Consider the following 24970-nt stretch of genomic DNA (forward strand, 5'->3'; position numbering starts at 1 on the left):
GAGGTTGCGCGCAGCGCGTTTGACCCACTCACCGCGGACGACAGGACCGAGCTGGGAGGTAACCCCGGGATCTGCGACCTCGAGGTCGACACGTCGGTGCTGACTCCCGCAGAGTGTGCCGAATTGATCCGCCGTCGACTCCAGGACGGACCGCCCCCAACCGCATTCCGGCAACTCGCGAGTTTGCGAGCGCGGTAGGTTCATCGCTTCATGGATTTCGAGGTCGTGTTCCTCGATGATGGGGGCGTCCTGAACGACAACCGGCGTCGCGCCGCAGAGTGGCAGCGCCTGATCGGAGAATTCTTCGTACCGCGGTTGGGCGGCACACCCGCCGGGTGGGCCGCGGCGAACCTCGAGCGCGTACCGCCCCTGTGGGACGAGTACTTCCTCCCGCCACTCGATGGCGAGGACTACCGGTCCCGGTACGACGCGTATCTCGGGCGATGGCTCGAGGTGATGTGCGAAGAGGTTGGACTCGCGCCACCGCACAACGCGATCGAGCTGGCCTGGGAGGCAACGTTGTTCGTCACGACATCGGTTCGCAGCGCGATCCCCGGATCGGCCGATGCAGTGCGCGCCCTTGCGGACACGGGCTTGGCGCTGCACACCGCGTCGGGTGAGGCTTCCTGGGAGCTGGAGGGGTACCTCACCGCGATGGGGATCCGCGAGCACTTCGAGTTGCTCTTCGGCCCCGACCTCGTCGGACACCTGAAGTGGTCCGGACCCGAGTACTACCGCGCCCTTCTCGACGCCGCGGGCGTCGACCCCGCAGTCGCCCTCGTCATCGACGACGACCCGGAGAAGGCCGGGTGGGCTCGTCAATCCGGCGCGGCGGCATGTGTCGTCGGACCGCGCGGCGAGTGGGCCGACCTCACCGAGGCCGTGGGATCGCTATTGGCACGCGAGCCGCGGAGACCGCGATAGCGTCGCCTTCTCGATTCGAGTCGAAGGGAGGTCCACTCGTGTTCACCATCCGGGTGCCCTCCTTCGTCGCTGCCTGACCGTCCTTCGGGAGCGACCACGGGGCACCCCACGAACCTGGGAGTGCCCGTGTCAGAACCAAGTGCCCCTGCTCTCCGTGACGTCGATCTCCTCGCGATCGAGAACGACGTCGTGTGCCCCTTCGACGAGCGCGGTCGGAGAGTCGGCAACTACGGCTTGGGCATCGCCGTCGCTCGCGACGGCTACCTCGTCGTCCTCGGAAGCGATGTTCCGGATGCTCTTGCCACCGAACTCGAGGCGGCGGTCGCCGACACACCGCCTGCGTTCGATCCCACCACCGCGCCCCGCGTGCTCGACGGCTGCCGACGACTCCTCGAACAGTCCGGCGGTCCGGTTCAGCAGTCGGGACCGAACCCGAGCTACCTGATACCGCCCGACACGAGGTTCTCGTCCGGCGCCGAGATCATCCGGTCCGACGATGGCAACGCCGATGAACTGGTGCGCAGCCTCCGTGGCGCGAACCCGCAGCCCGGCGGGTGGACGGCCACCGAGTGGGACGATCTGCTCGACGGCACCCTCGGACCATGGGCGATGGCCATGGTCGACGGCCGGGTGGTGTCGATCTGCCACACACCGAGGCACCTCACGGAACGCGGCGCCGAGTGCGGCGTGTGGACACATCCCGACTTCCGGGGCCGGCGTCACGCTCCTGCAGTCACGGCAGCATGGGCATCGGTGCTCGCGCCGACGGGCCGCCATCTCTTCTACAGCACCGAGGCCGACAACCGTTCCTCGCAGCGCGTCGCGGCACGGCTCGGACTCCGTGTCATCGGATGGTCCTGGACCCTGGCCCGGGACTGAGGACTGACGCGTCTGACGTCTGACTCGTGCCGCGAGTCAAACGGTAGGGTTGACGTGATGCGAACCACCTTCTGACGCGGGCGCGCCCGATCGCCGCCTGTCGTCTCGACGTGTCCTGGACGCGTTCGAGACGACAAGGAGTTGGTCGTGTCCGGTCAGCACAACTGGTCAGCGAGCCCACCTCACGGCTTCGACGAAACCGCCGAGACTCGTCGACTTTTGCGCTCGCGCCCCCCTGCCGAAGCGCGCTCGTGGGTCGAAGCAGTCATGGGCGGAGCAGTCATCAGAACACGCGCGCTGCGCGGAGGGATGTCGTCGGCAGTCCACGAGATCGCCGTGCAGCTGACGGGCGGTGCGGTCACGCAAGTCGTTCTGCGTCGCTACGTCCGGCCCGAAGTCAACCTCGAAGAGCCCGACATTGCGGAACGCGAGCAACACGCGCTCCAGCTCACCGAAGCGACGGACATACCGACGCCTCGCTTGTTGGGCTGCGATCCGACCGGGACCGATGCGGGCGTGCCGTCGCTGCTGATGTCGCGGCTCCCCGGACGTCTCGTGTGGTCACCGACGCACATGGAAGTTTGGCTGCGCCGGCTCGCCGCGGTGCTCGCGCCCATCCACGCGACGCCGCTGCCAGCCCAACACGGGATCCGGCCCTTCGCGCCGTACGAACCGGAGCGATGGGACCCTCCACCATGGCTGCGCCGCCCGTCACTCTGGAGTCGAGCCGTCGATATCTTCCACGGGCCCGTCCTCGACGCCCCCAATGTCTTCATCCACCGCGACTATCACCCCGGCAACGTCTTGTGGCGCCGGGGCCGGGTCGCCGGTGTCGTCGACTGGCAAGCCGCGAGCATCGGTCCCGCGTCGATCGACGTCGGCTTCTGCCGGTTGAATCTTCTCCGGCGCTTCGACTTCCAAGTCGCGGCACGCTTCACCGACCTGTGCGAAGACCTCACTCATACCCGCTATCACCCGTGGGCCGAGGTCGTGCTCCTCGTCGACGTGCTCGACAGCGGTCACGACACGCCACCTCGCGACCAGGAGACCCTCGAAGGCATGCTCGCCCGGGCACTCGCCGAGCTCACCGGAACGCCGAGGTGAGATCACAGCAGTGCTACGAGATGAGCGGGAAGCGGGAATGCAACGCTCCGAGCGCAGCGCGTTCAGGATCCCTGAGCGGCCGTCGTCCCGTACCGCAGGCAAGGAGGTCGTCGTCGGTCCACCGAAGCGAGGACGGCAGGTCGGCGTCGAGCAGGTCGAGAAGGATCGGTCGACACACCGCTGCTGCTGACTGTGTCGTCGATGGCGGCGAGGTCAGCGTGATACTGACGTCGAGGCCGTGCGCGGCGACGCCGACGACCCGTGTCGCGATGTAGTCGCGCAAGAGCATCGGTCCGACTGCGGGTACGTCGATGACTCGGTCGAGGTCTTCGCCGCGAAGGCGGTCGATCACATCGAACTGTGTGCGCGCGAGGCGCTCCACTGCTTCCACGCCTGAGGCGCACTCGGCCGCCGCCAGCTGAGCGCGTTCGACGTTCTGTTGGCCGTAAGCGGAGGACGCGCGCTCGACGCGCCGGTAGTACTCGGACGCCGCCTTTGGGATGCCGGATCCGCGGGGCCACCTCACGGGAAGCCGGGTCGTGATGTCGACGTGCACCACGAGCTCCTTGAGTGTCCACGGTGGACAGTTCGTGACGCGCGCAAAATCGCGGTCGAGCACTCTGGCGAGTGCAGCCACGAACGCCGAGAGCTCCGCATCGAGCGCGACGACGACATCGGTCTCCACGATGCGTCCCGCGTGCCGTCAGGCGACGGTGATCGCTTGGTCGAGGTAGACGGCTTGGATCGCGTTGAGGAGTTCGATGCCCTCGTTCATCGGCCGTTGGAACGCCTTGCGCCCACTGATCAGCCCGGTTCCGCCGGCTCGTTTGTTGATAACCGCAGTGCGGACCGCGTCGGCGAGGTCGCTGCTCCCCTTGGATTCGCCGCCCGAGTTGATGAGGCTGACGCGTCCCATGTAGCAGTTCGCGACCTGCCACCTGGTGAGGTCGATCGGATGGTCGGTGGTGAGCTCGTCGTAGACCAGTGGGGACGTCTTGCCGAAACCGAGCGCGGTGTAGCCACCGTTGTTCTCGGGTTGCTTCTGCTTGATGATGTCGGCCTCGATGGTCACGCCGATGTGGTTCGCCTGGCCGGTGAGGTCCGCGGCCGCGTGGTAGTCGACCCCCTCCGTCTTGAATGCCGGGTTGCGGAGGTAACACCACAAGACCGTGAACATGCCGAGCTCATGGGCCCGGGCGAATGCCTCGGTGACCTCTTGCAGCTGGCGTGTCGATTCCTCGGATCCGAAATAGATCGTGGCGCCAACCCCGGCCGCACCGAGATCGAGAGCCTGCTCCGGTGATCCGAACATCACCTGGTCGAACCGGTTCGGATAGGTCAAGAGCTCGTTGTGATTGAGCTTCACGATGAAGGGAATCCGGTGCGCGTACCGCCGCGACACCGAACCGAGCACACCAAAGGTGGTGGCGACCGCGTTACAGCCGCCCTCGACGGCAAGCTCCACGATGTTGCGCGGATCGAGATAGCGGGGGTTCGGCGCGAACGACGCTGCGGCGGAATGCTCGATGCCTTGATCCACCGGCAGGATCGAGACGTACCCGGTGCTTCCCAGTCGTCCGTGATCGAACACGGCTTGCAAGTTGCGCAAGACCTGGGCCGGCCGGTCGGATTCTGCCCACACTCGTTCGACATAGTCGGGACCGGGAAGGGTCAGATCCTCTTTGGGGATGCCCTTGGACTCATGGGCAAGCAAGGACTCGGTCTCGTCGCCAAGGAGGCTCTGCACATCCATCGCTCGAACTCCTCCCGGCCGGCGAACACGGAACCAAGCAGGTCCCGAGAGGCTCACGGTACCCCCGTAGGAGGGCCTCGATGATCCGCACTTGACATTGGTTCCTACGATCAGACGGTGAGCTCGTTCGCCGCGGTACGCGCGGTCGTGTTCGACTACTACTTCACGCTCGCGGATCCCGTGCCGCCCCGTGACCGCACCATCGATGCGATGCTCGGTCGACTCTTTCCGAGCATGACGCGCGTCGAGTTCGACCAGCGCCGCGCCGAGTACAACGCTCGCCACCCATCCGATGTGCCCTCACCGATCTACGACGGGCCGGCACCCGCGTTCCGCAGCTTCCGGGACCGGTGGACCGAATATGGCGACGCGCTCTTCGCTTCGCTCGGTGTCAACGATGCCGGCACCCACTGGGCAGACGCGCGCGCGGCCGCACACGCAACCGCGCCCCTCTACCCCGGCACCCATGCGGTGCTCGCCGAGCTCCGCAGCCGAGGATTGCGTCTCGGCGTGGCCTCCGACGCCGACCGCGACTTCCTCGACGCCAACCAGGCACGCCACGCGCTCGAGTTCGACGCCGTGGTCGCCAGCGACGACATCGGGTGTTACAAGCCGCATCGCTCGATGTTCGACGCAATCTGTGACGCGCTCTCGCTCCAGCCGGCCGAGAGCGTCTACGTGGGCGACGGACCCGAAACCGACGTCGAAGGCGCGCGCCGCTCCGGACTGCGCGCGGTATGGATCGAACGCGGCCACGTCACCTGGCCGGCCACGCTCGATGCGCCACCGCACACGATCCACTCGCTCGACCAGCTCCCCCGACTCCTCAATCGTCCAGGACCGCCAGCGAGCTCCTGATCACGACGAGGTCACGAGCAGTCCAGACGACCTCGTGCACCAACGACGCAGCGTCCAACCAGTGGGTCAGATCCACCAGGCGGTCCGGCAGGTCGTAGTCCACCGACAGCGGAGTCACCGCGTCAGCCGGATCCTCGGGAACGACGACATCACCCATGACGAACACGCCGTTCGGAGCAAGCAGGCCCGCGACCCGGCGAAACAGCTCCTGTTTGCGCGAGCCGTCCAAGTGATGGATCGCAAGCGCCGAGACCACGACATCGAACGGGCCCGCAGGTAGCTGCTCGAGGAGGTCACCGACGATCGCACGTTCGACACACGCCGCCGGGATCCGCGCGACCGCGTGAGCGAGCATGCCGGCGCTCTCGTCGAGGAGCACCAATGACGCATCCGCGTGATACGCCGCCACCGCGCACGCGGTCTCTCCGGTGCCCGAACCAAGGTCGAGGATCCGCCTCGCGACCGGGCCGGCCGTGGCTCCCGCCACGACGCGCTGCAACTCGTCGTAGCCGGGGACCTCGCCGCGGATCATCTCGAGATACGAGTCCGGCGAGAAATGGAACTGGCTCACCGCGGCCGTTCGCCCTCACGAGTGTCCGACAACGCGAACTTCGCATCCCCACGAATGAACCAGGCGTCCTCCGAAGACCGCACCCCGCTCATCCTTTCGAGCCGTCGATCGCCGCCTGTTGGTGACTGCTTCAATTGTCCCAGGCGCGGGTGGTCTTGCGGCGAACGATTTATCGCGCGGATCATCGGACGGTGAACTGCGCCGGATTCCTGGACGACGACGAGTTGGTGACCGCACTGTGGGCGCGGACTCGTTTCTTCACCCACGCCGCGGCGCTCTCCGTCGCCGATGCCGAGCAGGTCGTCGCCGTCGGTGAAGAACGCGTGGTTGCCAGCCACTTCCCGCTCGGCGCGTACGCAGCGCGAGAGGTGTTGCGCCTTGGCGGCAACCTCATCGACGCCATGGTTGCGTCGGTAGCCATCGATTGCGTCGTTTCGCCGGGCGCGAGCACACTCGCGGGCGGCCTGGGGATGCTGTTCTTCGACGCCGCCTCCGGGCAAACGCACGTGCTCGACGCCGGTCTCGATGTGCCATCGGCGTTCGAGCTTCCCGGCGGTGACGCGTGGCGGGCGTTGTCGGAGACCGGCGCGGCGGTCCTGGTCCCCGGCGTCCTGCCGGGTCTCGAAGACGCGTGGCTGCGGTTCGGGACGCTGCCGTGGGACGTCCTGTGGGAGCCGGCGCGGCGACTCGCCGCTGACGGGTTCCCGATGTATTTCACGTACTCGTTCAATCTGGCGCGCCGCGGCGACACAATCCTCGCCCGCCCCGAGGGACGAGCAATCTTCGCGCCCGGCGGTGAGCTCGTGGAACAAGGAGCGACGTTCCGACAGCCCGCGCTCGCCGAGACCATCGACGCCATCATCGCCGAACGATCCCGCGCGCTCACCGGCACCAGCGGATGGGCACGGCGATTCGCCACCGCGGTCGCCGCCGCGGGAGGAACACTCAGCGTCGAGGACCTCCACCACTACACAACACGCTGGGGCGACCCGATTTCCGGAACGTTCCTCGATCACGAGATCATCGTCAGCCCGCTGCCGTCGTTCTACGGGTCACAACTCCTCGTCGCGCTCGGTCTCTGCGAAGCCGCCAACATCAGCGACCTTCCCACCGACAGCGCCGACGCACTCCTGCTCGAGATCCGCGCCGTCGACGCGGCCGAAGCCGTCGTTCCAGTGTTCGACCCGTCGAACGCCACTCCAGAGCAGCTCGACGAGTACCAGCGTGTCCTCACCGCGGCTCGAAGCGGTGAGCTCGCGCACGCGTTCGGTCTTCACAGCACCCAACGGCCCCACCTCGGATCGCACGACTTCTGCGCGATCGACGCCGAAGGAAACGCGGTTGTCGCCATGCATTCAATCGGCTCCGACAGTTGGGGCCCCGCCATCTTCGTCGACGGCATCGTCGCGAACGGAGCCGCAGCACAGCTCCTCGACCATCCAGCGCGGCCCCGCGCGCGGCTTCCGGGCGGCGGAACGATGTGTCTCGTGCGGCACGACGACAAGATCGTGCTCGCCACCGACGCGCTCGGCACGGGCATCGTCGAATGTCACCTGCAAACCCTCGTCGACGTCATCGGCCGGGGCCTCGACCTCGCCGACGCCGATCGCCAACCACGCTTCGGAGCCCGTGAACTCGACCCCGCAACCGGAGACACAACCACGACTCGCCAGGTCGAACCGGGCTTCCCGGCCGAACGTCTCGACATCATCGCGGCGGCAATCGGCTATCCACTGCACGAGGTCCCGCGAGCAGGACAAGGCTTCTGGACCGTCGCGCGACGAACCACCGAAGACGCGTTGCAAGGAATGTGCGACCACAGGCTCCTCGGAACCGCATTTGTCGACTGACGTGTCGCAAGGGGAGAAACGCCCTGCGGGCCGAGCCATGGTCCCGACATACTTCCGTTGTGATCGTTCGCTTCACCAAGGGCCACGCCGACAAGCCAGACATCCTGGCTTGCACACGCGACGACGGCACCGTCACTTGGACACGCGAACGTCCGGGGTTCGTCGCGCACGACCTCATGCACTACGCAGTCGAGACAACACTCAACGAGCAGTTCGGCTTCTTCGGCGTTATCGCGAACGGCCGGAACTTCAACGAGTTCGGACGCGATTCACAGACGGGCGATCGCTACGCCAAGCCTGGTGAAGAACGAGTCCCCGTCGAACACGTTGTCAACCTGCTGAGCCAGGAACGCGCCGGAACCCTCCGCCCCGATGATTTCGACGACGCGATCGCGCTCGCCTGCCCGGAGGCGGCCAAGTTCCTCACCACCGAGCGCCGGGACGCACTGCGCGGTCGCGTGCATGAACTCATCAACTCCTGGAACGCCTTACCCATCGGCGCGGCGCTGACGCTCGAGTTTCCCACCCCCACGGACAGGCCCCAACCTTCACTTCCACCTCACGAGTTCTCCCGACCCGACAATTGAAGCGCGACACCGGGCTGCGAGGATTAGAACTCTGAGGGTGATCGAACGCGTCCAGACCGAGCGCATGACGCTGCGGCCCATCACATTGGACGACGCCGACGTCGACGAGTTGGTCGCGCTCGACAGCGATCCTGAGGTAATGCGCTACCTCAGCGGCGGGAAGCCAACGCCGCGCGACCAGGTGGTTGAAATCATTCGTCAGAGCATCGATGGTCGCTGGATGGCCTTCGATCGATCGGTCGGCGAGTTCGTCGGCTGGTTCGGGCTCGTCCCTACCGCCACCGCCGAATACGCGGTCGGCTACCGCCTACGAGTTGAAGCGTGGGGCAAGGGCCTTGCCACCGAGGGCACCCGTGCCCTCATCGAGATGGCCTTCTCCGAACTCGGCGCTCGCCGGGTCTGGGCAGAGACCATGGCGGTGAACAGTCGGTCTCGCCGCGTCATGGAACGATGCGGCTTGCGGTACGTCCGCACGTTCCATCTCGAGTGGGAGGACCCGATCGAGGGCAGCGAACTCGGCGAAGTCGAGTACGAGCTGGTGAGGCCAGAGTGGGAGCTCAGGACCGACCCGTCATTCTCCCGCGACACGCGCGGGTCGAGGCACTGACACCAGCGCGGTGCTGCGCGTTACGGCCCGGCGCTACTTCACTCGCCGCGGCAAGCGTCGAGCGGCTTCGGAGTCGATCCAGGGAATGCCGACATTCCAGCGATTGCCCTCGGAGTTCTGCACGGTGAACCTGTGGTTGCTCGTAAATGTGTCTTCGACCGGAAGGAGAACTTCAGCGCCGGCAGCGAGCGCTCGGTCGTAGTACCGGTCGACTGCGTCGGCATCGTCGGCTGTGAGGGCGACTGCGATTGGACCGGTTTCTGGAAGCCTGGGCGGCGCCTCTTCTCTGCTCGCGATGTTGATGGCACCGGTCCCCCAGACGAGTTGCGCGTGTGCGACAGCGCCATCCGGCTCTTCGAAGAGTGCGGCGACCTCGAACCCGAGCACATCGGTCAGCCGGCGGATTGCGGCATGGGCGTCGCGATGGCCCAAGTTCGGAGCGACGCTCGGAGCAATCGGACGAGTGTCCATACGGCCCACGTCCTTCCATGGCGGCAAACAACGAGACGCGACGGTAGCTGACCCGCGCAGCGGAGCAACCTGCAATCCACGAAACAACCGCCTGAGTCATCACACACACGACCGTGACGAGTGCGAGACTCACCGCCGCTGACGAACGGAGGTGGAGTGCTCGAAGCGGGACTGTGGGCGGGGCTGGGCCAGTCGGCGCTGATCGTCGGCGCGCTGCTGGTCGCGCGCTTCCGGAAGCTCACCGAGCCGCGCTGGCTCGGGCTCGTGATGGCGTTCGGCGCCGGTGCCCTCATCAGCGCGGTCACCACCGACCTGGTCGTCGAGGCGTACCACGAAGCCGGCCGCGCCGCTACGGGGGTCGGCCTCCTCATCGGTGCGGTGGGCTACTACGCACTCACGGAGTGGCTGAACCGGCGCGCCGAGCGGGAGGACCCCGAGCAACCGGTCGAGGAGGCCGCCGCAACGGGGCTCGAGCAGCTTCCGGCTGCCGCGGACGCGCGCGCCGCTCGCAACCTCACGGTCGGGATGGTGCTCGACGGTATCCCCGAGTCGGTGGCGATCGGGCTCACCTTGCTCGGAGGCGGCAACGTTTCGGTCGCGCTGGTCGGAGCGGTGTTCCTGTCCAACCTCCCCGAGGCGATCGGCGTTGCCGCGGCACTGCTCGCCGGTCGCATCCCGCTCTCGCGTGTGCTCCTGAGGTTCGCGGCGATCGTCGCTGTCGGCATGATCGCCGGCGCGGTCGGTTACGGGGTGCTCAACGAGACGGACGCCGACGCGATCGCGATCATCCAGTCGATCGCGGCTGGCGCGATGATCGTGGTCGTCGTCAACGAGATGGTTCCGATCGCGGTGCGCGGCGCGCAACGGCGCGCGGGGCTCGCAGCGGCCGCCGGCTTCGCGGTCGCCGCGTTCCTCGCGACATTGAACGCGTAGCTGATCATGGGGAACAAGGTGACATCACCGGATGCAGTCGCAGCGTGGGAACGGCTCGGTGAATACCGAGTGTTGGCCGGCCATCGGATCTTCACGGTGGCGGCACCACCGCTCGGTGCAGAAACACTCGAGCCGCTGTTGGTGCTGCACGGGTTCCCTACGTCGTCGTTCGACTTCCGCGCAGTGCTCGACGCCCTCCGTCGCAACCGCCGCGTCGTCCTGCTCGACATGCTGGGATACGGATTGTCCGACAAGCCGGACATCGCGTACACCATCTCCTTGCAGGCCGACATCGTCGGTGCGTTCACGTCCGAGCTCGACCTCACCACGCTCGCGCTCCTGACGCACGACATGGGAGACACCGTCGGCGGCGAACTCCTGGCGCGTCAGATGGACGGCTCGTGGCCCGCAGAAGTGACCCGGCGCGTCCTCACGAACGGCAGCATCTACATCGAGATGGCGCACCTGAGCGCGGGGCAGCAGTTGCTGCTCAGCCTGCCCGACGAGCGGCTGACCGCCGACGGGCTGATCGACGGCAGCGCAGTCAAGGCGGGAGTCGCCGCGACGTTCAGCCCGAGGTCGAACGTCGCCGACGAGGAGCTCACGGCGCTCGGAGAGCTGGTCGCTCACGACGACGGGCACCTGATGCTGCCCCGACTGATCCGCTACATCGAAGAACGCAGGCGACACGAAGCGCGCTTCACGGGAGCGATCGAGGCACACCCTTCCGCGCTGGGCATCGTGTGGGGACGCGACGATCCCATCGCGGTCGCCTCGATGGTCGACCGTCTCCACACCGCGCGTGCCGACGCCAGCGTGTCGATGCTCGACGGTGTGGGCCACTACCCGATGATCGAGTCACCCGCGCGCTTCGTGACCGCAGTGGATCTCACCCTGGGCCAGGACTAGGACGAACGCGCCAGGCGAGCGATGCCGAGCTCGGCGGCAAGCTCGTCGAGCTCCGCGAGCACGACGTCGGGGACGGGCACGCCGTTGGCTTCGCGGTCGCGGCGGCACTCCGCCTCGCGGTCGCCCGGCACGAGCACGCGCTCCGCACCTTCCATCGGCTCAGAGCTGCGCAGCGCGTCGAGCATCGCGTTGAGGTCGCGCCGGAACGTAGCCGGTTCGGCGAAGGCGTCGATGCGCAGCGCCACAAAGGTGTGCGCGGCCTGCGTCGTATGCACCGGCAGCAGCTTGCTCCAGCCGGTGCCGGTGAGGATGCCGGTGAGCACGTCGACGGCGGTGGAGAGCGCGTAACCCTTGTGCGACGAGCCGGCCGGTGTGCCGCCGAGCGGGGTGAGCCCGCCTTCCTCGATGACGACAGCGGGATCGAGGGTCGGCGCGCCCGCGCCGTCGACCGCCCAACCCGGTTGCAGCGATCCCTGCGTTCGGAGCGCGTGTTCGATCCGACCGAACGCAACCGTGCTGGTGCTGACATCACAGACGAACGGACGGTCGTCGCCGGTTGGCGCGGCGACGGCGATGGGGTTGGTGCCGAGCATCCGTTCCCGGCCGAACGTGGGCACGACCCACGGTGACGCGTTGGTCGTGACGATGCCGATCATCCCTGCGTTCGCGATGCGCAACGCGTACAGCGACGCCGCGCCGAAGTGCCGGCCCTCCCGTACCGCGATCGCGCCGATGCCGGCGTCGCGTGCCTTCGCGATCGCGAGATCGGTCGCGCGCGTCGAGGTGACCGGGCCGAGAGCGCCGTGCCCGTCGACGAGCGCGGTGGCGACCGATTCGCGGATCACTTCGAAGGGCGCGCTCGCCCTGACGTGACCGGCGCGGAGTCCGGGCACGTAACCGGGATGGCCCACGAGATGGGCGATGCCGTGCGTGTCGAATCCGAGGAGGTCCGCCTCGACGAGCACCGCCGCCGCCGGCCGCGCGTCGCCGGTGGGAACCGCGAACGATTCGAATGCAGCGGCGGCGAAGGCGCGGAGCGACTCCGCCGCTACCGTTGACCCGTCACGGCAGGCCGGCGTGCGGGACGTCGACCCGCATCATGCGGATCACGCCCGTCGCCTTGCCCGCGATCTCGTTCTCGTTCGCACTATCCGCCGAGACGATGAACAGCGTGCAGCCGTCGTCACCACCGAGCGCGCACGCGTAGGTGCCCTGGCCGACATCCACACGGTCCGTGATCTCGCCGCCTTCCCGGACGCGCAGCACGTCGGTTCCGGTTGCGTTCGCGAACCAGATCGCACCTTCGGCGTCGAGCGTGCAGCCGTCGGGTGCGGTGCCCTCGACCTGCGCCCAGGTGCGGCGATTCTCGAGCGTGCCGTCGGAGCAAATGTCGAACGCGGTGTAGCAACGACCGAACGACTCCCCGACGATGAGGGTGCGGCCGTCGGGCGTGATCACACTCCCGTTCGGGAATGCCATGTTTTCGGCAGCCACCTCGACGGTGCCGTCGGGCCGTACGAGCGCGAGCGCGGCATTCTGTGGCGTCCCCCTCGCCCAGATCTCGAAGCCGAAGTTCCCGACGTACGCGTTGCCGTCGGCCGCGACGACCATGTCGTTGCAGCGGCCGGTCGCGATGCCGGAGAGGTCGGCGTGCTCGACGATCGAGCCGTCGTGCTCGACGCGCATCACCAACTTCGCGCGCATCGACACCACGAGGAGCCGGCCGTCGGGCAGCCAGCCGAGGCCGCTCGGGTGGTCGTCGAGCTCGAGCACTGTGTCGCGCTCGCCGTCGACGGTGACCGCGGAGACGCGGTGCTGGTAGAAGTCGGAGTACCACAGCCGGCCGTCGTGCCACCGTGGTCCTTCACCGAAGTCGAGACCAGTGATCAGCGTCTGCAGTTCGGCCATTCCGACACTCCTCTCCCCGAACGGGCCCACCATCATCCCGCATCTAGGGTGACCCGCGGTGAGCCCGGTCCCATGGCGCTGCGTCATCTCGTTCCTCACGGTCATGCTCGTGGTGCTCACCGCTTGCAGCAGCGGCGGCTCACCGGAGGCAAGCAGCAAGCCGTCGACAACACCTGAGTCCGGCACGCAACCGGGGTCTTCCGCTGGTAGTTCGTGCGACACACCGAACGTGACGGTGAGCGGGTCGCCGGGCCAGAGCACATTCGCGACCGACGCCAAGTTCGTGACCGCGCTGGCGTGGGCACCCGACGGGCGGCTCTTCTTCGCCGAGCGCGCCGGCACGATCAAGATCGCGAGCGGAAGCACGGTCAAGGAGTTCACGACCGTCCGCACGGTCACCGGCGAGAAGAGCGGCTCCTACAGCGAACGCGGGCTGCTCGGACTCGCGTTGAGCCCCGACTTCTCGAACGACCATTTCGTGTACGCCTTCTCCTCGCGCGACGACTACTCGACCCAAGTGGTTGCGCGCTTCACCGAGTGCGCGGGTGAGGCTCGCGACGAGACGACGCTCGTGACGTTGCCGTCGGGCGCCGACTGTTGCCACAAGGGAGGGCGCCTCGCGTTCGGGAAGGACGGCAAGCTCTACGTGACCCTCGGCGACGAGCACTCGGTGGCCAAGAACACCGTGGGCAGCACGTCGTCGATCCCGCAGGATCCGAACGACGTCCGCGGGAAGATCCTCCGCTACGAGCCCGACGGGTCGATACCGAGCGACAATCCGTTCGGCGCCGACAGCCCGGTGTGGGCGACGGGCTTCCGGAACCCGTTCGGCATCGCGTTCGACACGGACGGCGGCACGTTCGCCACGTCGAACGGGCCGACGGGCGACGTCGGCGCGCCGCGCACCGGTTACGACCTCGCGTTCCGCGTGGAAGCCGGTGGCCGGTACCAGTGGCCTGCGTGCTACGGCTACTCGCACCTGCTGCCGGGCGCGTCGTCATGCCTCGGCCGCCCCGAACCGGAGTGGAGCAGTGAGGAATCGACGATCGTCCCGACCGGCGCCACATGGGTGGACCACAAGGGCCCCGCCCCGTACGCGGGTCACTTCGTGTTCTGCAGCGCGAGCGGGATGCGCGTGTTCATTCCCGGCTCGCCGCACGCGACGCTGCGCGACGGCCCGAAGGAGTGCCAACTCGACGTGAAGGAAGGGCCCGACCACGCGCTCTACTTCTCGGACGAGACGAAGATCTACCGCCTCGGTGGGGCATGATCACCCACCGGTCGTCAGGCCGTGATGCCGGCGATCGGCATCGTCGCCCAACCAACTTGGAACTCCGACGCCTCGCGCACGAGCTCGGTGTCGTCCACCTCGTATCGCGGGAACCGCGCCAGGAGCTCCTGGATCATCACGACGCCTTCGAGGCGCGCGACATGCGCGCCGATGCACACGTGCACGCCGTGACCGAGTCCGAGGTGACGCTCCATGCGGCGCGTCACGTCGAACCGATCCGGTTCGGCGAACTCGCGCTCGTCGCGGTTCGCGGAGATGAGCATGAGCACGACTCGCTGCCCGGCACGCATGTGCTCGCCGGCAACCTCGGCGTCGTCGAGCAGCGTGCGACCGACGAATTGGAGCGGGAGCTCGTAGCGCAGCATCTCCTCGAAGGCCGCGGTCGCGAGCGCCGGATCGGCGACGATCCCCGCGCGCTGCTCCGGGTTGCGCCACAGCCGGTACGCGCCACCGGCAACGACCTTCGGCAACGTCTCGGTGCCGCCGATGAAGAGCGTGACGAGCTGATCGACGATCTCCGCGTCGTCCAAGGGACCTTGCCCGGAGTCGAACGCGAGCAGCCCATCGACGACGCTGGGCGGATCGCGGCGCGCGGAGTGCCGGCGCGAAGCCACGAAGTCGAGCAGGTAGTTGTCGATGTCTGCTCGTGCAGCCATGCCCTCAGCGCTGATCCCGGGTTGGCCGGGTTCGCGCTGCACGTAGCGGTTCACGAGCGTGACGAGGGAGACGCCGTCGGCCGCCGGGAGGTCGATGACACGCGCCGTGATCGCCGCCGACACCGGCGACGCGTAGTCATGACGGACGTCGAAGCCGTCGCGCTCCGCAAGCTCGTCGAGCCGGGCGACCGCGAGCGCGCGCACGTCGGCTTCGAGCGCGGTAACGGCGCGGGGCCGGAACGGCTCGATCATCGCCTGGCGTAGGCGGGTGTGATGCGGTGGGTCGAGCATCGAGAAGCTCCGCACGGGGCGGTGCAACGCGTGATCGGGCGCGCCGTCGTTGTGGCGCAACAATCGATCACGGTGGAACACCGGGCCCTCGACGATCGAGAAGCGCTCACGATCCGACAGCACCTGCCACACGTCGTCGAAGCGCGGCAACGCCCACGCGTCGTACTCGTCCATCCGGTAGGCGCGGTGGCGGGCGCGAAGGTCGCGGTAGATCGGATACGGGTCGGCCATGACCTCCGGTGAGAAGGGGTCGTACTCCACCGCCGCGTTCATTCGCGCACGGTACCGGCTCCGTGCCCGAACGGCGAGCGGGCCGATAGCCTCCCCCGCACATGGGACTGCGCGAGCGCACGCCACCCACCGCCGAGGAGTACGCCGAGTACCGAACCCGGTTCAGCAACTGGGGTCGCTGGGGCGACGACGACGACTTCGGCACGCTCAACTTCGTAACGCCCGAGGTTCGGCGCGATGCCGCGCGGCTCGTGCGCGAGGGTCGTGTGATCTCCTGCAGCCGCCCGATCGACACGCACTCCGGCCCTGCGAACCCCTACCCGGCACGCCATCTCGTGGCCGTGCGCGACTCGGGCGAGATGGCGGATTTCCTCTCGATGTTCGTGCACGGCTTCGCCGACACCCACCTCGACGCGCTGTGCCATCTCGCGACCTTCGACGGCGGCGTCACGTGGAACGGCAAGCCGCTCGACGGGTACCACATGCCCACCGAGCACACCGGCACGATCGACTTCTGGCGCGACGGCATTGTCACGCGCGGGGTGCTGTACGACATCCCCCGCCTGCGCGGCACCGCCTGCGTGGAGCCCGGCGCGCCGGTGCACGGATGGGAGCTCGCCGACGCGGCCGCCGCGCAGGCCGTGGAGCCGCGCGCGGGCGACGCGGTGCTCATCCGCAGTGGCTACGCGCGCTACTTCGAGACCCATGGCGGGCAACCGTCGTTCCTCTCGCCGGCCGGGGTCCACGCGTCGTGCATCGAGTACCTCTACGAGCACGACGCGTCGATGCTCGTGTGGGACATGCAGGACGCGCCCATCGAGGACCAGGGCATTCCCAACCCGCGCGACATCCGCGTTCCGCTCCACGTGCACGCCGTGGTGATCCCGTACATGGGGATGCCCATCCTCGACAACGCCGACTTCGAGCCGCTCGCCGACGCGTGCGCCGAGCTTGGCCGGTGGGAATTCCAGTTCGTCGTCGCGCCGCTCGTGATCCCACGCGCGACCGGCTCACCGGTGAACCCGCTCGCGATCCTGTGATCGAGCGATGACGGTCACCGGAAGGGTCCGCTTCGGACGCGACGCCGCCGCGGAAGGTGTGCGCGTGTCGGACGGCCACCGAGTCGTGAGAACCGACGCCGAGGGGCGCTTCGCGGTGCCGGACGACGGGCCGTTCGTCTTCGTCATCCGTCCGACCGGTTGGTCCACGCCGCACTGGTACCGACCCGTCACCGAGGAACCCGTCGAGTTCGTGCTGGAAGCGGAGTCGCAGCCCACGCCGTTTCGCTTCGCGCACATCACCGACATCCACGTGACCGCGCACCAGGTGGACGACGACACGCCCGGCGCACGCATGGTCAACCTCACGCCGGCGGCAACACGTTTTTCGCGGGCCTCGACTACAGCCCACCGAGCGCTCGGTTGGCCACGTGGGACGGCGAGGCGCTGTCACTCGAGACGATCGGCGTTCCGGAGGAACCGGCCACGCGTCCCACCACGGACCACCGCGCGTCGTGGTCGCACCGCGTCGCCGGTCGCGTGCAACGCGCGCGTCCACTCGCCTCCGACGGCCTGGTGTATGTCACCGGGTTCGATGACAACCGCGGCATCGGTGTGGTCGAGGCGCTCGACGCGCGCACCGGCGAACTCGCGTGGTCAGCGCCAGTCGCGTCACCCGTGCGGAGCGGATCGGCCATCGGCGTGCACCAGCGCTCGGCGGCCGCTCGTCACCGAGCACGGCGTCGCGGTGGTGCTGTCGGAGCACGGTCTCCGCATGCTCGACCCACCTGACGGCGGCATCCTCTGGAGCCGCATGTTCGACGAAGTCGGCCCGTTCCCGATGGCGTGCTACGGAAAGAAGCCTCACGTCTTGCTGGGTGAACCGGTGCTCATCGGTGGCGTGCTCGCGCTCGCAGGACTCGACGGCCTGCTGCGCCTCGTGGATCCGGCGAATGGCGAGCTTGTCGAGGTCGTCGACACCGGGCTCACCGTCGCGGCACCGCCGGTGGTGCACGACACGTCGGTGATCGTCGTCGGACTCGACGGCACGATGCGCGCGTTCGAGGTTATGGGTGCGTGAGGTGGTGCTCGAGCGCGTCGAGTGCCTCGTCGATGCGCGCGGGGAGCTCGCCGCCCTGGCTCGCCCATGATTCCACGGCAGTGGTGAGCGCGGCGGCGAGCGCAGCGGCGACCGCGCGCACTCGCAGGTTGTCGGGATCAAGTCCTGCCCGCGCTGCGAGCTCGACGGCGAGCAGCTTCTCAGCTTTGCGCGTTTGCTCGTGCATGCGAGCCCGGAGCGCGGGCACCGAGAGAATCAGCTGCGTGCGCGCACGAATCGCGACGGCGTCGGTGAGGTACAGCGGGGCAAGCGTCGACGCGAGTGCGCGCCGCACCGCAACGACGGGCGCCTCGTGCAACGGACGCTCGTGCAGACTCGCGGTGAGGAGCGGGTCGTAGTCGTCTTGGAGCACGACGTCTTCCTTCGTGGGGAAATATCGGAAGAACGTCGCCGGCGACACGCCGGCAGCCGCGGCGAGCTGCTCACACGTCGTGGCGTCGTACCCCTGCTCTGCGAACAGCCGCAGCGCCTCCGCCTGGATCGTCGCGCGCGTCTGCTGCTTCTTGCGCTCGCGCAGCCCCGGTAAGGGCATCTCGGTCACCTGCCCTCCACATCGCGCCGCGAGAACGCGAACGCGCCCGCCGTGCTCGCGACGAGGCCGAGGCCGACGAGGGCGGCGACCGCGGTCCACCGGATGCCGGTGGCCGGGACCGGCGCGAGGTGGTGGAGCACCGACAGGTCGAGCAGCGACGCGTTCGTCGATCCGAGCGCGCCCGCGAGCACGACCAGGATCGACCACGCGCTGAGGCCGTAGGCGACACCCGCCGCGTACCGCGGGATCAGTCCGTGCGCGAGGGTCCCCACACCGAGCACGAGGAGCGCGGGCGCAACGAGGTTGAGGCCCGCGGCGAGGAGCTGCGGGAACGTCGACCCGCCGCCCTGCGCCGTGACGCCGAGCCAGCCCCCGACGCCCGCGGCGAGCCCGGTTGCCAGGAGCGCCCCGGCCGCGATCGCGCACCGGCCCACGAGCCAGGTGGTCCGCGACACGGGTTGCGTGAGCACATGGTCGAGGTGGCCGTCGGCCTCTTGCTCGCGCGTCGCCGCCACGTGTGCCGCGGCGGCGAAGGTCATGACCGACCCGATCATCAAGAACAGCACTGCGAGGTACGTGGCGGAGCCGCCGCCGTGCACGCCGCGGCGCGCGACGGCTTGATCGAGCTGCGTCGAGTTCGACTCGGCGAGCCCCGAGCTCACGACACCGAACACGAAGCCCATGGCGACCACCGCGGCGAGCCAACCGGCGATCAACCCCAGGCCGAGTCGCGCCGCGAGCCCGAAGACGCCGCCGAGCAGACGGGTGCGGCTCCGTGCCGAGTCGCGCGCCGGCAGCAAACCCGCGCCGACGTCGCGCGTGCCGGCAAGCAGCACCGTCACGACCAAGAGGACCGAGAGAAAACCGACGACCGGCACGAGAGCGACCAGGTGGCTCCCCGTCAACGGGCGCAGCTGCTGGATCCACCCGAGCGGAGTGATCCACTCGAGGAAATGCAACGAGTCGGTGCTGTTCGCCACAACGCGCAAGAGGAAGGCAACCCCGAAAATAGAGGCGCCGAGCGCGGCGGCGCGGCGGCGGGTGCCCGCGAGTTGGCTCATCAACGCGCCCACCGCGACGAACAACGCGACCGGGAGCACCATCACCAGAGCGAAGAAAAGACACGCGCCAACCGTGAAGCGTGCGTCGTGGCGCCGCCCCACGGCAACGGTTCCGACCGCGACGACGATCCACAGGACGACGAGTCCGATGCCAAGGCCTCCGAGCGCCGCAACCGTCGCGCGACGTCTCGTGGTCGGACCGGCGACGGTCAGGTCCCACACCCCGGCGTCTTCCTCGCCGCGCAGCAATCGGGTTGCGAGCAGCAAGCCCCAGACCGCACCCGCCAGCGTGAGGATGCCGACCGTCCTCCAGGATGTAAATCCCGCGACCGTGTCGACATTGCGGGCCGGGCCGATGAGCACCGCAAGCCCTCGGTTCCGCCCGAGCGTGTTCGCCAGCCGAACGCGGTCGGCGAACGTCGGGTACGCCGACGTGAAGCCCAGCACCGACCAGAGAACCATCGCGACGAACACTGCGCCCCACAGGAGCGCGCTGCGCGTCGCCCGCCGCGCCGCGAAGCCCATGATCACGCGCTCGGTTCTCGGGGTGCGCATGCGTCAGGCCGTCTGCGCGCCGTAGTGCGCGAGGAACAACTCCTCGAGCGAGGCCTCGTGGCTCAGCAGCTTGACCACGCCAACCGCGCGCAGCGCGTCGAGCAACGGCTCCATGTCCCCGTACACGCGGCACCGAACGTGGTTTCCGACGATCTCGATCGCGTCGACTCGCGGGACGTTCGAGAGATCAGGCGGCGGGCCGGCCAAGATCGCCTCGACCGTCACCGCGGCGAGGCTGCGCATCTCCGCGAGCGTGCGCGTCTCGATCAGGCGGCCCGCGCGCAGGATCGCGACACGATCGCATACCGCTTCGGCTTCGCTGAGGATGTGTGACGACAACAACACGGTCTGCCCCCGGGCTCGCGCGTCGATCACGTGGCGACGGAAGACCTGTTCCATCAGCGGATCGAGACCGCTCGTGGGTTCGTCGAGCATCAGGAGGTCGGCTCGCGTCATCATCGCTGAGATCAGCGCGACCTTCTGGCGGTTGCCCTTCGAGTACGCGCGCACTTTCTTCGAAGGATCGAGCGCGAAGTCCTCGATGAGTTCGTCGCGGTACGCGTCGTCGACGCGACCGTGGAGCCGTCCGAGCAGGTGGAGCGTCTCCGCGCCGGTGAGCGACGGCCAGAGCGCGACGTCACCCGGGACGTACGCGATGTGGCGATGCGCGGCGACCGCGTCGTGAGTGGTATCGAGCCCGAAGATCTCGGCGCGCCCGGCCGTCGGCTTCGCGAGGTTGAGGAGGAGCCGGATCGTCGTGGTCTTGCCCGCGCCGTTCGGCCCGAGATACCCGAGCACCTCGCCACGGCAGACCTCGAGATCGAGCGACGAGAGCGCCTCGACGTTCCCGTACCGCTTGGTGAGCCCGACCGTTCGGATCGCCGTCTCGTCCATGCCCGATCGTCCCTCTCACGAGAGTTACTCTCTAATGAGAGACGCTATCAGAACGGAGGCAGGTCAGGCAACGATGGCGGGATAGACGAGCGCCTTCAGCTGGCTGCGGAAGTCGAAGGTGCCCGACGGCGTGAGCTGGACCATGAAGATCACGAACAGGTCCTGGGACGGATCGACCCAGAAGATCGTGCTCGCGGCGCCGCCCCACCAGAAATCGCCCGCCGAGCCGATCACGCCCGCGGCCACCGGGTCGAGCGTGGTGGCGAAGCCGAGACCGAAGCCGATGCCCTCGAAGCCGACGTCGCCGAGGGTGCCGACCGCGATGTCGGACATGGCGACGCCGCCCGGAAGATGGTTGCGGGTCATGAAGCGGAGCGTTTCGGGGCCGAGCACGCGATGGCCGTCGAGCTCGCCACCGCGGCGCAGCATCTCGCAGAAGCGCGCATAGTCGCCCATGGTGGACACGAGCCCGCCACCGCCCGAGAGCAACGCGCGCGGCTTGCGGTAGATGCTGTCGTCGGGATGGTCGCTGACGGTGAGCGACTTGTCGGGCCGTCGGCCGTGGTTGGCCGTGAAGCGATCGACAGCGTCGTCGGGCACGGTGAACCCGGTGTCGATCATGCCGAGCGGATCGAAGATGTGTTCCTGCAGGAATGCGTCGAAGGGCCGGTCGCCGATGACCTCCACGAGCCGTCCGCACACGTCGGTCGCGAGCGAGTAGTGCCACGCGGTACCGGGATGGAACTTGAGCGGCAGGTCGCCGAGCAGCTTGCCCAGACCCTCCAGGTCTACGTTCTCGCCGCGGATGCCGGTCTCGCCGTACAGCTTGTCGACGGGATGGTTCGGGTCCCAGCCGTACGACAGACCAGCGGTGTGCGTGAGCACGTCGCGCATCTGCACCGGACGGTCGGGCTCGACGAGCTCGAGGCTGCCGTCGCCGCTGACGACGCCGACGCGCTGGTCGCGCCACTCGGGCAGGTAGCGGTGCACCGGATCCGTGAGCCGGAACTTGCCACGCTCGTACAGGCTCATGAGCGCGACGGAGGTGATCGGCTTGGTCATCGAGTAGATCCGCCAGATCGAGTCGTCGGTGACGGGGCGGTCGTCGCCCACCATCAGAGTGCCGAAGTTCCGCTCGTACGCGGTGTGCCCGTGCCGCGACACGAGCACCTGGCAGCCGGCGAGCTTGCCCGGTTCCATGTAGGAACGTTCGAAGTGTTCGGTGATGCGTTCGAGCCGAGCCTCGTCCATCCCCGCAGCAGTGACATCGTCATCGACGTTCATGGTGTTGCCTCTCTCGTCAGGCCGGCTCGAACAGGGGCAGGTTGCGTCCGTCGGACAGCTCCTCCCACGTGACCTGCACGGGCATGCCCACGGTGACCGACTGAGGTGGACAGCCCACCACGTTGGTCATGAGGCGCGGACCCTCAGCGAGCTCGACGAGCGCGACCACATACGGCTCGTCACCGAAGGGTGTGGGCATCGCGGGCTTGTTCTCCACGGTGAACGCGTACACCTCGCCGCGGCCCGACGCGGCGCGCCACTCGAGCGCGTCGCCCAGACAGCCGAGGCACACGTCGCGGGGGAACCACACCGGGGCGTCGCACGCGGTGCACCACTGGATCACGAGTCGCCGGTCGCGCGTCGCGTCCCAGAACGGCGCCGACGTCTCGCTCACTGGCGGTTCGAGGGGGCGAGTGGGCCGCTCGCTCGTCACAACGTTGCCTCCGTTCCCAGCACTGCCGTGGACATACACGACAGCAAGCCGCCGGATCCGTGCGCGATCGCGATCTCGGCGCCGTCGACCTGTCGGTCACCGGCTTCGCCGCGCAGTTGCTTCACCGACTCGGTGATCAGGAACATTCCGTACATCCCAGGGTGCGTGTACGAGAGCCCGCCGCCGTTCGTGTTCATCGGCAGCGAGCCGCCCGGCGCGGTCGCGCCCGTCTCGACGAACGCGCCGCCCTCCCCCTTCGCACAGAACCCGAGGTCCTCGAGGTGCAGCAGCGCGGTGATCGTGAAGCTGTCGTAGCTCATCAACAGGTCGACGTCGTCGGGCTTGATGCCGGCCATGCGAAAGGCGTTGGCGCCGGACACCACACCAGCGGTGGTCGTGAGATCGGGCATCTGGCTGATCATGCTGTGATCGTGCGCGGTGCCCGCGCCGAGCACGTAGACCGGCGGCTTCGCCAGATCGCGCGCCCGCTCCGCGCTGGTCATCACAAACGCGCCCGCGCCGTCGGTGACCAGACAGCAGTCGAGTAGGTGCAACGGCGAGCACTCCATCCGCGACGCGAGCACGTCGTCGACGGTGATCGGGTCACGGAAGCGGGCCTGCGGGTTCATCGCCGCCCAATGGCGTGTGCTCACCGCGATCTGCGCGAGCTGTTCGCTCGTGGTGCCGTAGACGGCCATGTGCCGACTCGCCGCGAGCGCGTACGGGCCCATGGGCTGGCGCAATGCGAACGGAACTTCCCATTCGATCGCCGGGTTGGGGCCCATCATCTGCGGCCGAGGTCGGTTCACCTGGCGACCGCGATCGCTGCGCGGTGTGCTGGCGTACACGTCGATCACGACGTCGCACAGCCCGGCAGCGATCGCAGCCGCCGCGTGTTCGAGATGGACCTCGAAGCTGGAGCCACCGGTCATCGTGCTGTCGGTGAAGCAGGGATGCACGCCGAGGTACTCGGCGAACAGCATCGACGACATCGGGTGGCACACGCCGTCGACGTCGGCGAGCGTGAGCCCGGCGTCGGCAAGTGCGGCTCCAACCATCGCGACCTCGAGCGCGCGCCCGTGAGTGTCGAGCTCTCCGGTGGGCGAGGCGATGTCGGCGACACCGACCAGCGCAGCGGCTCCCCGCATGCTCACGCGCGCGCGGCGCGGTCGGCGGCCACCTCGTCGTACTTCGTGTAGTCGGTGCCGGTGTCGTCGGCGAACTCGAACTCCATCAACCCGGCTTCGCCCCAGGCCTTGCGCAGGTAGCCGTCGTTGGCGTCGAGCAAACCGAGCTTGCGCACGTTCGGTACCAGCTTCGCGAAGAACGCGCTCTGGAAGCCCATGTAGGCACCACGGTTCATCTTCGCCGCCGCCTCGAGCAGGAACGGCCGCACCTCGTCGACGGCGACACCCATGCGCTCCCACACCTCGGGCGTGGTCGACCGCGCACGCGACCGCAGCGTGTTCTCCACGAGGAACTCCTGGCGGTCCTTGAGCTCGGCTTCGGTGAGCCCCTGGTAGAGCTCCTGGAGGCTGAGCACGCCGAACGCAACGTGACGCGCTTCGTCGGACATCACGTAGCGCAGCAACTTGCGGAGCAGCGGCTCCTGGATGCGGCGCAGCATGTCGCCGAACGCGGCGAGTGCAAGGCTCTCGATGACGATCTGCATTCCGAGGTACGCGATGTCCCACCGGCTGTCTTGGAGCAACGCGTCGATCTGCTGCTCGAGGAACGGACTCATCGGGTAGGCCTCACCGAGCTTGGTGTCGAGGTACTTCGCGAACACCTCGGTGTGGCGCGCTTCGTCCATCGTCTGCGTGGCCGCGTAGTACTTCGCGTCGATCCACGGCACCGCTTCCACGAGCTTGGCCACAGTGAGCATCGCGCCTTGCTCGCCGTGCATGAACTGGCTCAGCGACGCCTTGAACATCTCGATGCCGAGCGCGGTGAACTCCGCCTCGCCCCACTTCGCGAGCGGCGAGCCCGGTAACTCGGCCGCGGTGCGCACCAGGCTGTCGGTGGGCGACTCCTGCTGACGGACCAGTTCCTCGGGGTCGACGTCGGTGGCCCAGTCGAGATCGGTGATGCTGCTCCACTGCGACGAGACACCCTTGTTGTAGAGCGTCACGAGTTGCTCGCGGTCGCGCGCGTAGTTCCAGGCGTAGATCGTGTCCGCATGGTTCTCGACACGCTTGATGGTCGCGTCGACCTCGTCACTGTCGGGTAGCTGTGGCTTCGCCTCGGTGGTCATCGGCCTCCGTCTCCTG

At 68.1% G+C, this 24970-nt stretch carries 25 protein-coding genes and 2 pseudogenes; 13 read left to right on the plus strand and 14 right to left on the minus strand.

Annotated features, from left to right (window positions below):
• The first annotated feature begins 63 nt into the window (after positions 1-63).
• The 4 genes and pseudogenes from WD271_08650 (at position 64) to WD271_08665 (ending at position 2907) form a co-directional block, all read left to right on the plus strand.
• A pseudogene (locus tag WD271_08650) lies at positions 64-198 on the plus strand (chloramphenicol phosphotransferase).
• A gap of 12 nt (positions 199-210) precedes the next feature.
• Positions 211-924: an HAD family hydrolase gene (locus WD271_08655; GenBank protein ID MEX1007897.1), complete on the plus strand. Its 714-nt coding sequence runs from the start codon at positions 211-213 to the stop codon at positions 922-924.
• Positions 925-1050: 126 nt separating this feature from the next.
• Entirely contained in the window at positions 1051-1803 is a 753-nt protein-coding gene (locus tag WD271_08660) for a GNAT family N-acetyltransferase (GenBank protein MEX1007898.1), read from the plus strand.
• 267 nt (positions 1804-2070) lie between these two features.
• Positions 2071-2907, plus strand: coding sequence for an aminoglycoside phosphotransferase family protein (locus WD271_08665; GenBank protein ID MEX1007899.1), 837 nt, complete (start codon positions 2071-2073; stop codon positions 2905-2907).
• A gap of 13 nt (positions 2908-2920) precedes the next feature.
• Here WD271_08665 and WD271_08670 read toward each other — a convergent pair whose 3' ends face one another.
• Both WD271_08670 and WD271_08675 read right to left on the minus strand, forming a co-directional pair.
• Positions 2921-3592, minus strand: coding sequence for a maleylpyruvate isomerase N-terminal domain-containing protein (locus WD271_08670; GenBank protein MEX1007900.1), 672 nt, complete (start codon positions 3590-3592; stop codon positions 2921-2923).
• 18 nt (positions 3593-3610) lie between these two features.
• The gene (locus WD271_08675) at positions 3611-4660 is read right to left on the minus strand and encodes a class I fructose-bisphosphate aldolase (protein MEX1007901.1); all 1050 of its coding nucleotides are present in this window, start codon (positions 4658-4660) and stop codon (positions 3611-3613) included.
• A 117-nt stretch (positions 4661-4777) separates the two neighbouring features.
• Between WD271_08675 and WD271_08680 the strand changes: the two genes are divergently transcribed.
• Complete coding sequence (locus tag WD271_08680) at positions 4778-5518, plus strand: HAD family hydrolase (GenBank protein MEX1007902.1); 741 nt, start codon at positions 4778-4780, stop codon at positions 5516-5518.
• On the opposite strand, the gene WD271_08685 is transcribed toward WD271_08680, so the two are convergent.
• Entirely contained in the window at positions 5487-6089 is a 603-nt protein-coding gene (locus tag WD271_08685; protein MEX1007903.1) for a class I SAM-dependent methyltransferase, read from the minus strand. The genes WD271_08680 and WD271_08685 overlap by 32 nt on opposite strands.
• 191 nt (positions 6090-6280) lie before the next feature.
• Between WD271_08685 and WD271_08690 the strand changes: the two genes are divergently transcribed.
• The 3 genes from WD271_08690 (at position 6281) to WD271_08700 (ending at position 9133) form a co-directional block, all read left to right on the plus strand.
• Positions 6281-7939, plus strand: coding sequence for a gamma-glutamyltransferase (locus tag WD271_08690; protein MEX1007904.1), 1659 nt, complete (start codon positions 6281-6283; stop codon positions 7937-7939).
• A gap of 59 nt (positions 7940-7998) precedes the next feature.
• Complete coding sequence (locus tag WD271_08695) at positions 7999-8526, plus strand: hypothetical protein (GenBank protein ID MEX1007905.1); 528 nt, start codon at positions 7999-8001, stop codon at positions 8524-8526.
• A gap of 64 nt (positions 8527-8590) precedes the next feature.
• Positions 8591-9133 carry a GNAT family N-acetyltransferase gene (locus WD271_08700; GenBank protein ID MEX1007906.1) on the plus strand — a complete coding sequence of 181 codons (543 nt, stop codon included), beginning with the start codon at positions 8591-8593 and terminating at the stop codon, positions 9131-9133.
• 33 nt (positions 9134-9166) lie between these two features.
• Here the strand turns inward: WD271_08700 and WD271_08705 are convergent, their stop codons facing one another.
• Positions 9167-9604, minus strand: a complete 438-nt coding sequence (locus WD271_08705) for a VOC family protein (GenBank protein ID MEX1007907.1) — start codon at positions 9602-9604, stop codon at positions 9167-9169.
• Positions 9605-9760: 156 nt separating this feature from the next.
• On the opposite strand from WD271_08705, the gene WD271_08710 reads away from it, so the two are divergent.
• On the plus strand, positions 9761-10537 hold the full coding sequence (locus WD271_08710; GenBank protein ID MEX1007908.1) for a ZIP family metal transporter: 777 nt from the start codon (positions 9761-9763) through the stop codon (positions 10535-10537).
• Between the two features lie 6 nt (positions 10538-10543).
• Entirely contained in the window at positions 10544-11446 is a 903-nt protein-coding gene (locus WD271_08715) for an alpha/beta hydrolase (protein MEX1007909.1), read from the plus strand.
• Here WD271_08715 and WD271_08720 read toward each other — a convergent pair.
• Both WD271_08720 and WD271_08725 read right to left on the minus strand, forming a co-directional pair.
• Positions 11443-12483: pseudogene (locus WD271_08720) on the minus strand (Ldh family oxidoreductase). The gene WD271_08715 and the pseudogene WD271_08720 overlap by 4 nt on opposite strands.
• 25 nt (positions 12484-12508) lie before the next feature.
• Positions 12509-13354: an SMP-30/gluconolactonase/LRE family protein gene (locus WD271_08725; protein ID MEX1007910.1), complete on the minus strand. Its 846-nt coding sequence runs from the start codon at positions 13352-13354 to the stop codon at positions 12509-12511.
• A gap of 58 nt (positions 13355-13412) precedes the next feature.
• Here WD271_08725 and WD271_08730 point away from each other — a divergent pair, with 58 nt between their 5' ends.
• Positions 13413-14624 (plus strand): PQQ-dependent sugar dehydrogenase, encoded by a 1212-nt coding sequence (locus WD271_08730; protein MEX1007911.1) that lies wholly within the window; start codon positions 13413-13415, stop codon positions 14622-14624.
• A gap of 14 nt (positions 14625-14638) precedes the next feature.
• On the opposite strand, the gene WD271_08735 is transcribed toward WD271_08730, so the two are convergent.
• Positions 14639-15865, minus strand: coding sequence for a cytochrome P450 (locus tag WD271_08735; GenBank protein MEX1007912.1), 1227 nt, complete (start codon positions 15863-15865; stop codon positions 14639-14641).
• Between the two features lie 59 nt (positions 15866-15924).
• Between WD271_08735 and WD271_08740 the strand changes: the two genes are divergently transcribed.
• Both WD271_08740 and WD271_08745 read left to right on the plus strand, forming a co-directional pair.
• Entirely contained in the window at positions 15925-16863 is a 939-nt protein-coding gene (locus WD271_08740; protein MEX1007913.1) for a cyclase family protein, read from the plus strand.
• A gap of 7 nt (positions 16864-16870) precedes the next feature.
• Positions 16871-17902, plus strand: a complete 1032-nt coding sequence (locus tag WD271_08745) for a hypothetical protein (GenBank protein MEX1007914.1) — start codon at positions 16871-16873, stop codon at positions 17900-17902.
• On the opposite strand, the gene WD271_08750 is transcribed toward WD271_08745, so the two are convergent.
• The 7 genes from WD271_08750 to WD271_08780 all read right to left on the minus strand — a co-directional run bounded on the left by WD271_08750 (position 17889) and on the right by WD271_08780 (position 24954).
• Positions 17889-18473, minus strand: coding sequence for a TetR family transcriptional regulator (locus tag WD271_08750; protein ID MEX1007915.1), 585 nt, complete (start codon positions 18471-18473; stop codon positions 17889-17891). The two genes, WD271_08745 and WD271_08750, sit on opposite strands and share 14 nt — an antisense overlap.
• Positions 18474-18478: 5 nt before the next feature.
• A complete protein-coding gene (locus tag WD271_08755; protein ID MEX1007916.1) occupies positions 18479-20089 on the minus strand; it encodes an ABC transporter permease subunit in 1611 nt (536 codons plus the stop codon).
• Positions 20090-20092: 3 nt separating this feature from the next.
• Positions 20093-20983, minus strand: coding sequence for an ABC transporter ATP-binding protein (locus WD271_08760; GenBank protein MEX1007917.1), 891 nt, complete (start codon positions 20981-20983; stop codon positions 20093-20095).
• A gap of 63 nt (positions 20984-21046) precedes the next feature.
• Positions 21047-22267 carry a serine hydrolase domain-containing protein gene (locus tag WD271_08765; protein ID MEX1007918.1) on the minus strand — a complete coding sequence of 407 codons (1221 nt, stop codon included), beginning with the start codon at positions 22265-22267 and terminating at the stop codon, positions 21047-21049.
• A 16-nt stretch (positions 22268-22283) separates the two neighbouring features.
• Positions 22284-22661: an OB-fold domain-containing protein gene (locus WD271_08770; GenBank protein ID MEX1007919.1), complete on the minus strand. Its 378-nt coding sequence runs from the start codon at positions 22659-22661 to the stop codon at positions 22284-22286.
• 35 nt (positions 22662-22696) lie between these two features.
• A complete protein-coding gene (locus tag WD271_08775) occupies positions 22697-23848 on the minus strand; it encodes an acetyl-CoA acetyltransferase (GenBank protein MEX1007920.1) in 1152 nt (383 codons plus the stop codon).
• Between the two features lie 2 nt (positions 23849-23850).
• On the minus strand, positions 23851-24954 hold the full coding sequence (locus WD271_08780; GenBank protein MEX1007921.1) for a ferritin-like domain-containing protein: 1104 nt from the start codon (positions 24952-24954) through the stop codon (positions 23851-23853).
• Positions 24955-24970: the final 16 nt, after the last annotated feature.

Source organism: Acidimicrobiia bacterium (genome assembly GCA_040880805.1).
Lineage (GTDB): Bacteria > Actinomycetota > Acidimicrobiia > IMCC26256 > DASPTH01 > DASPTH01.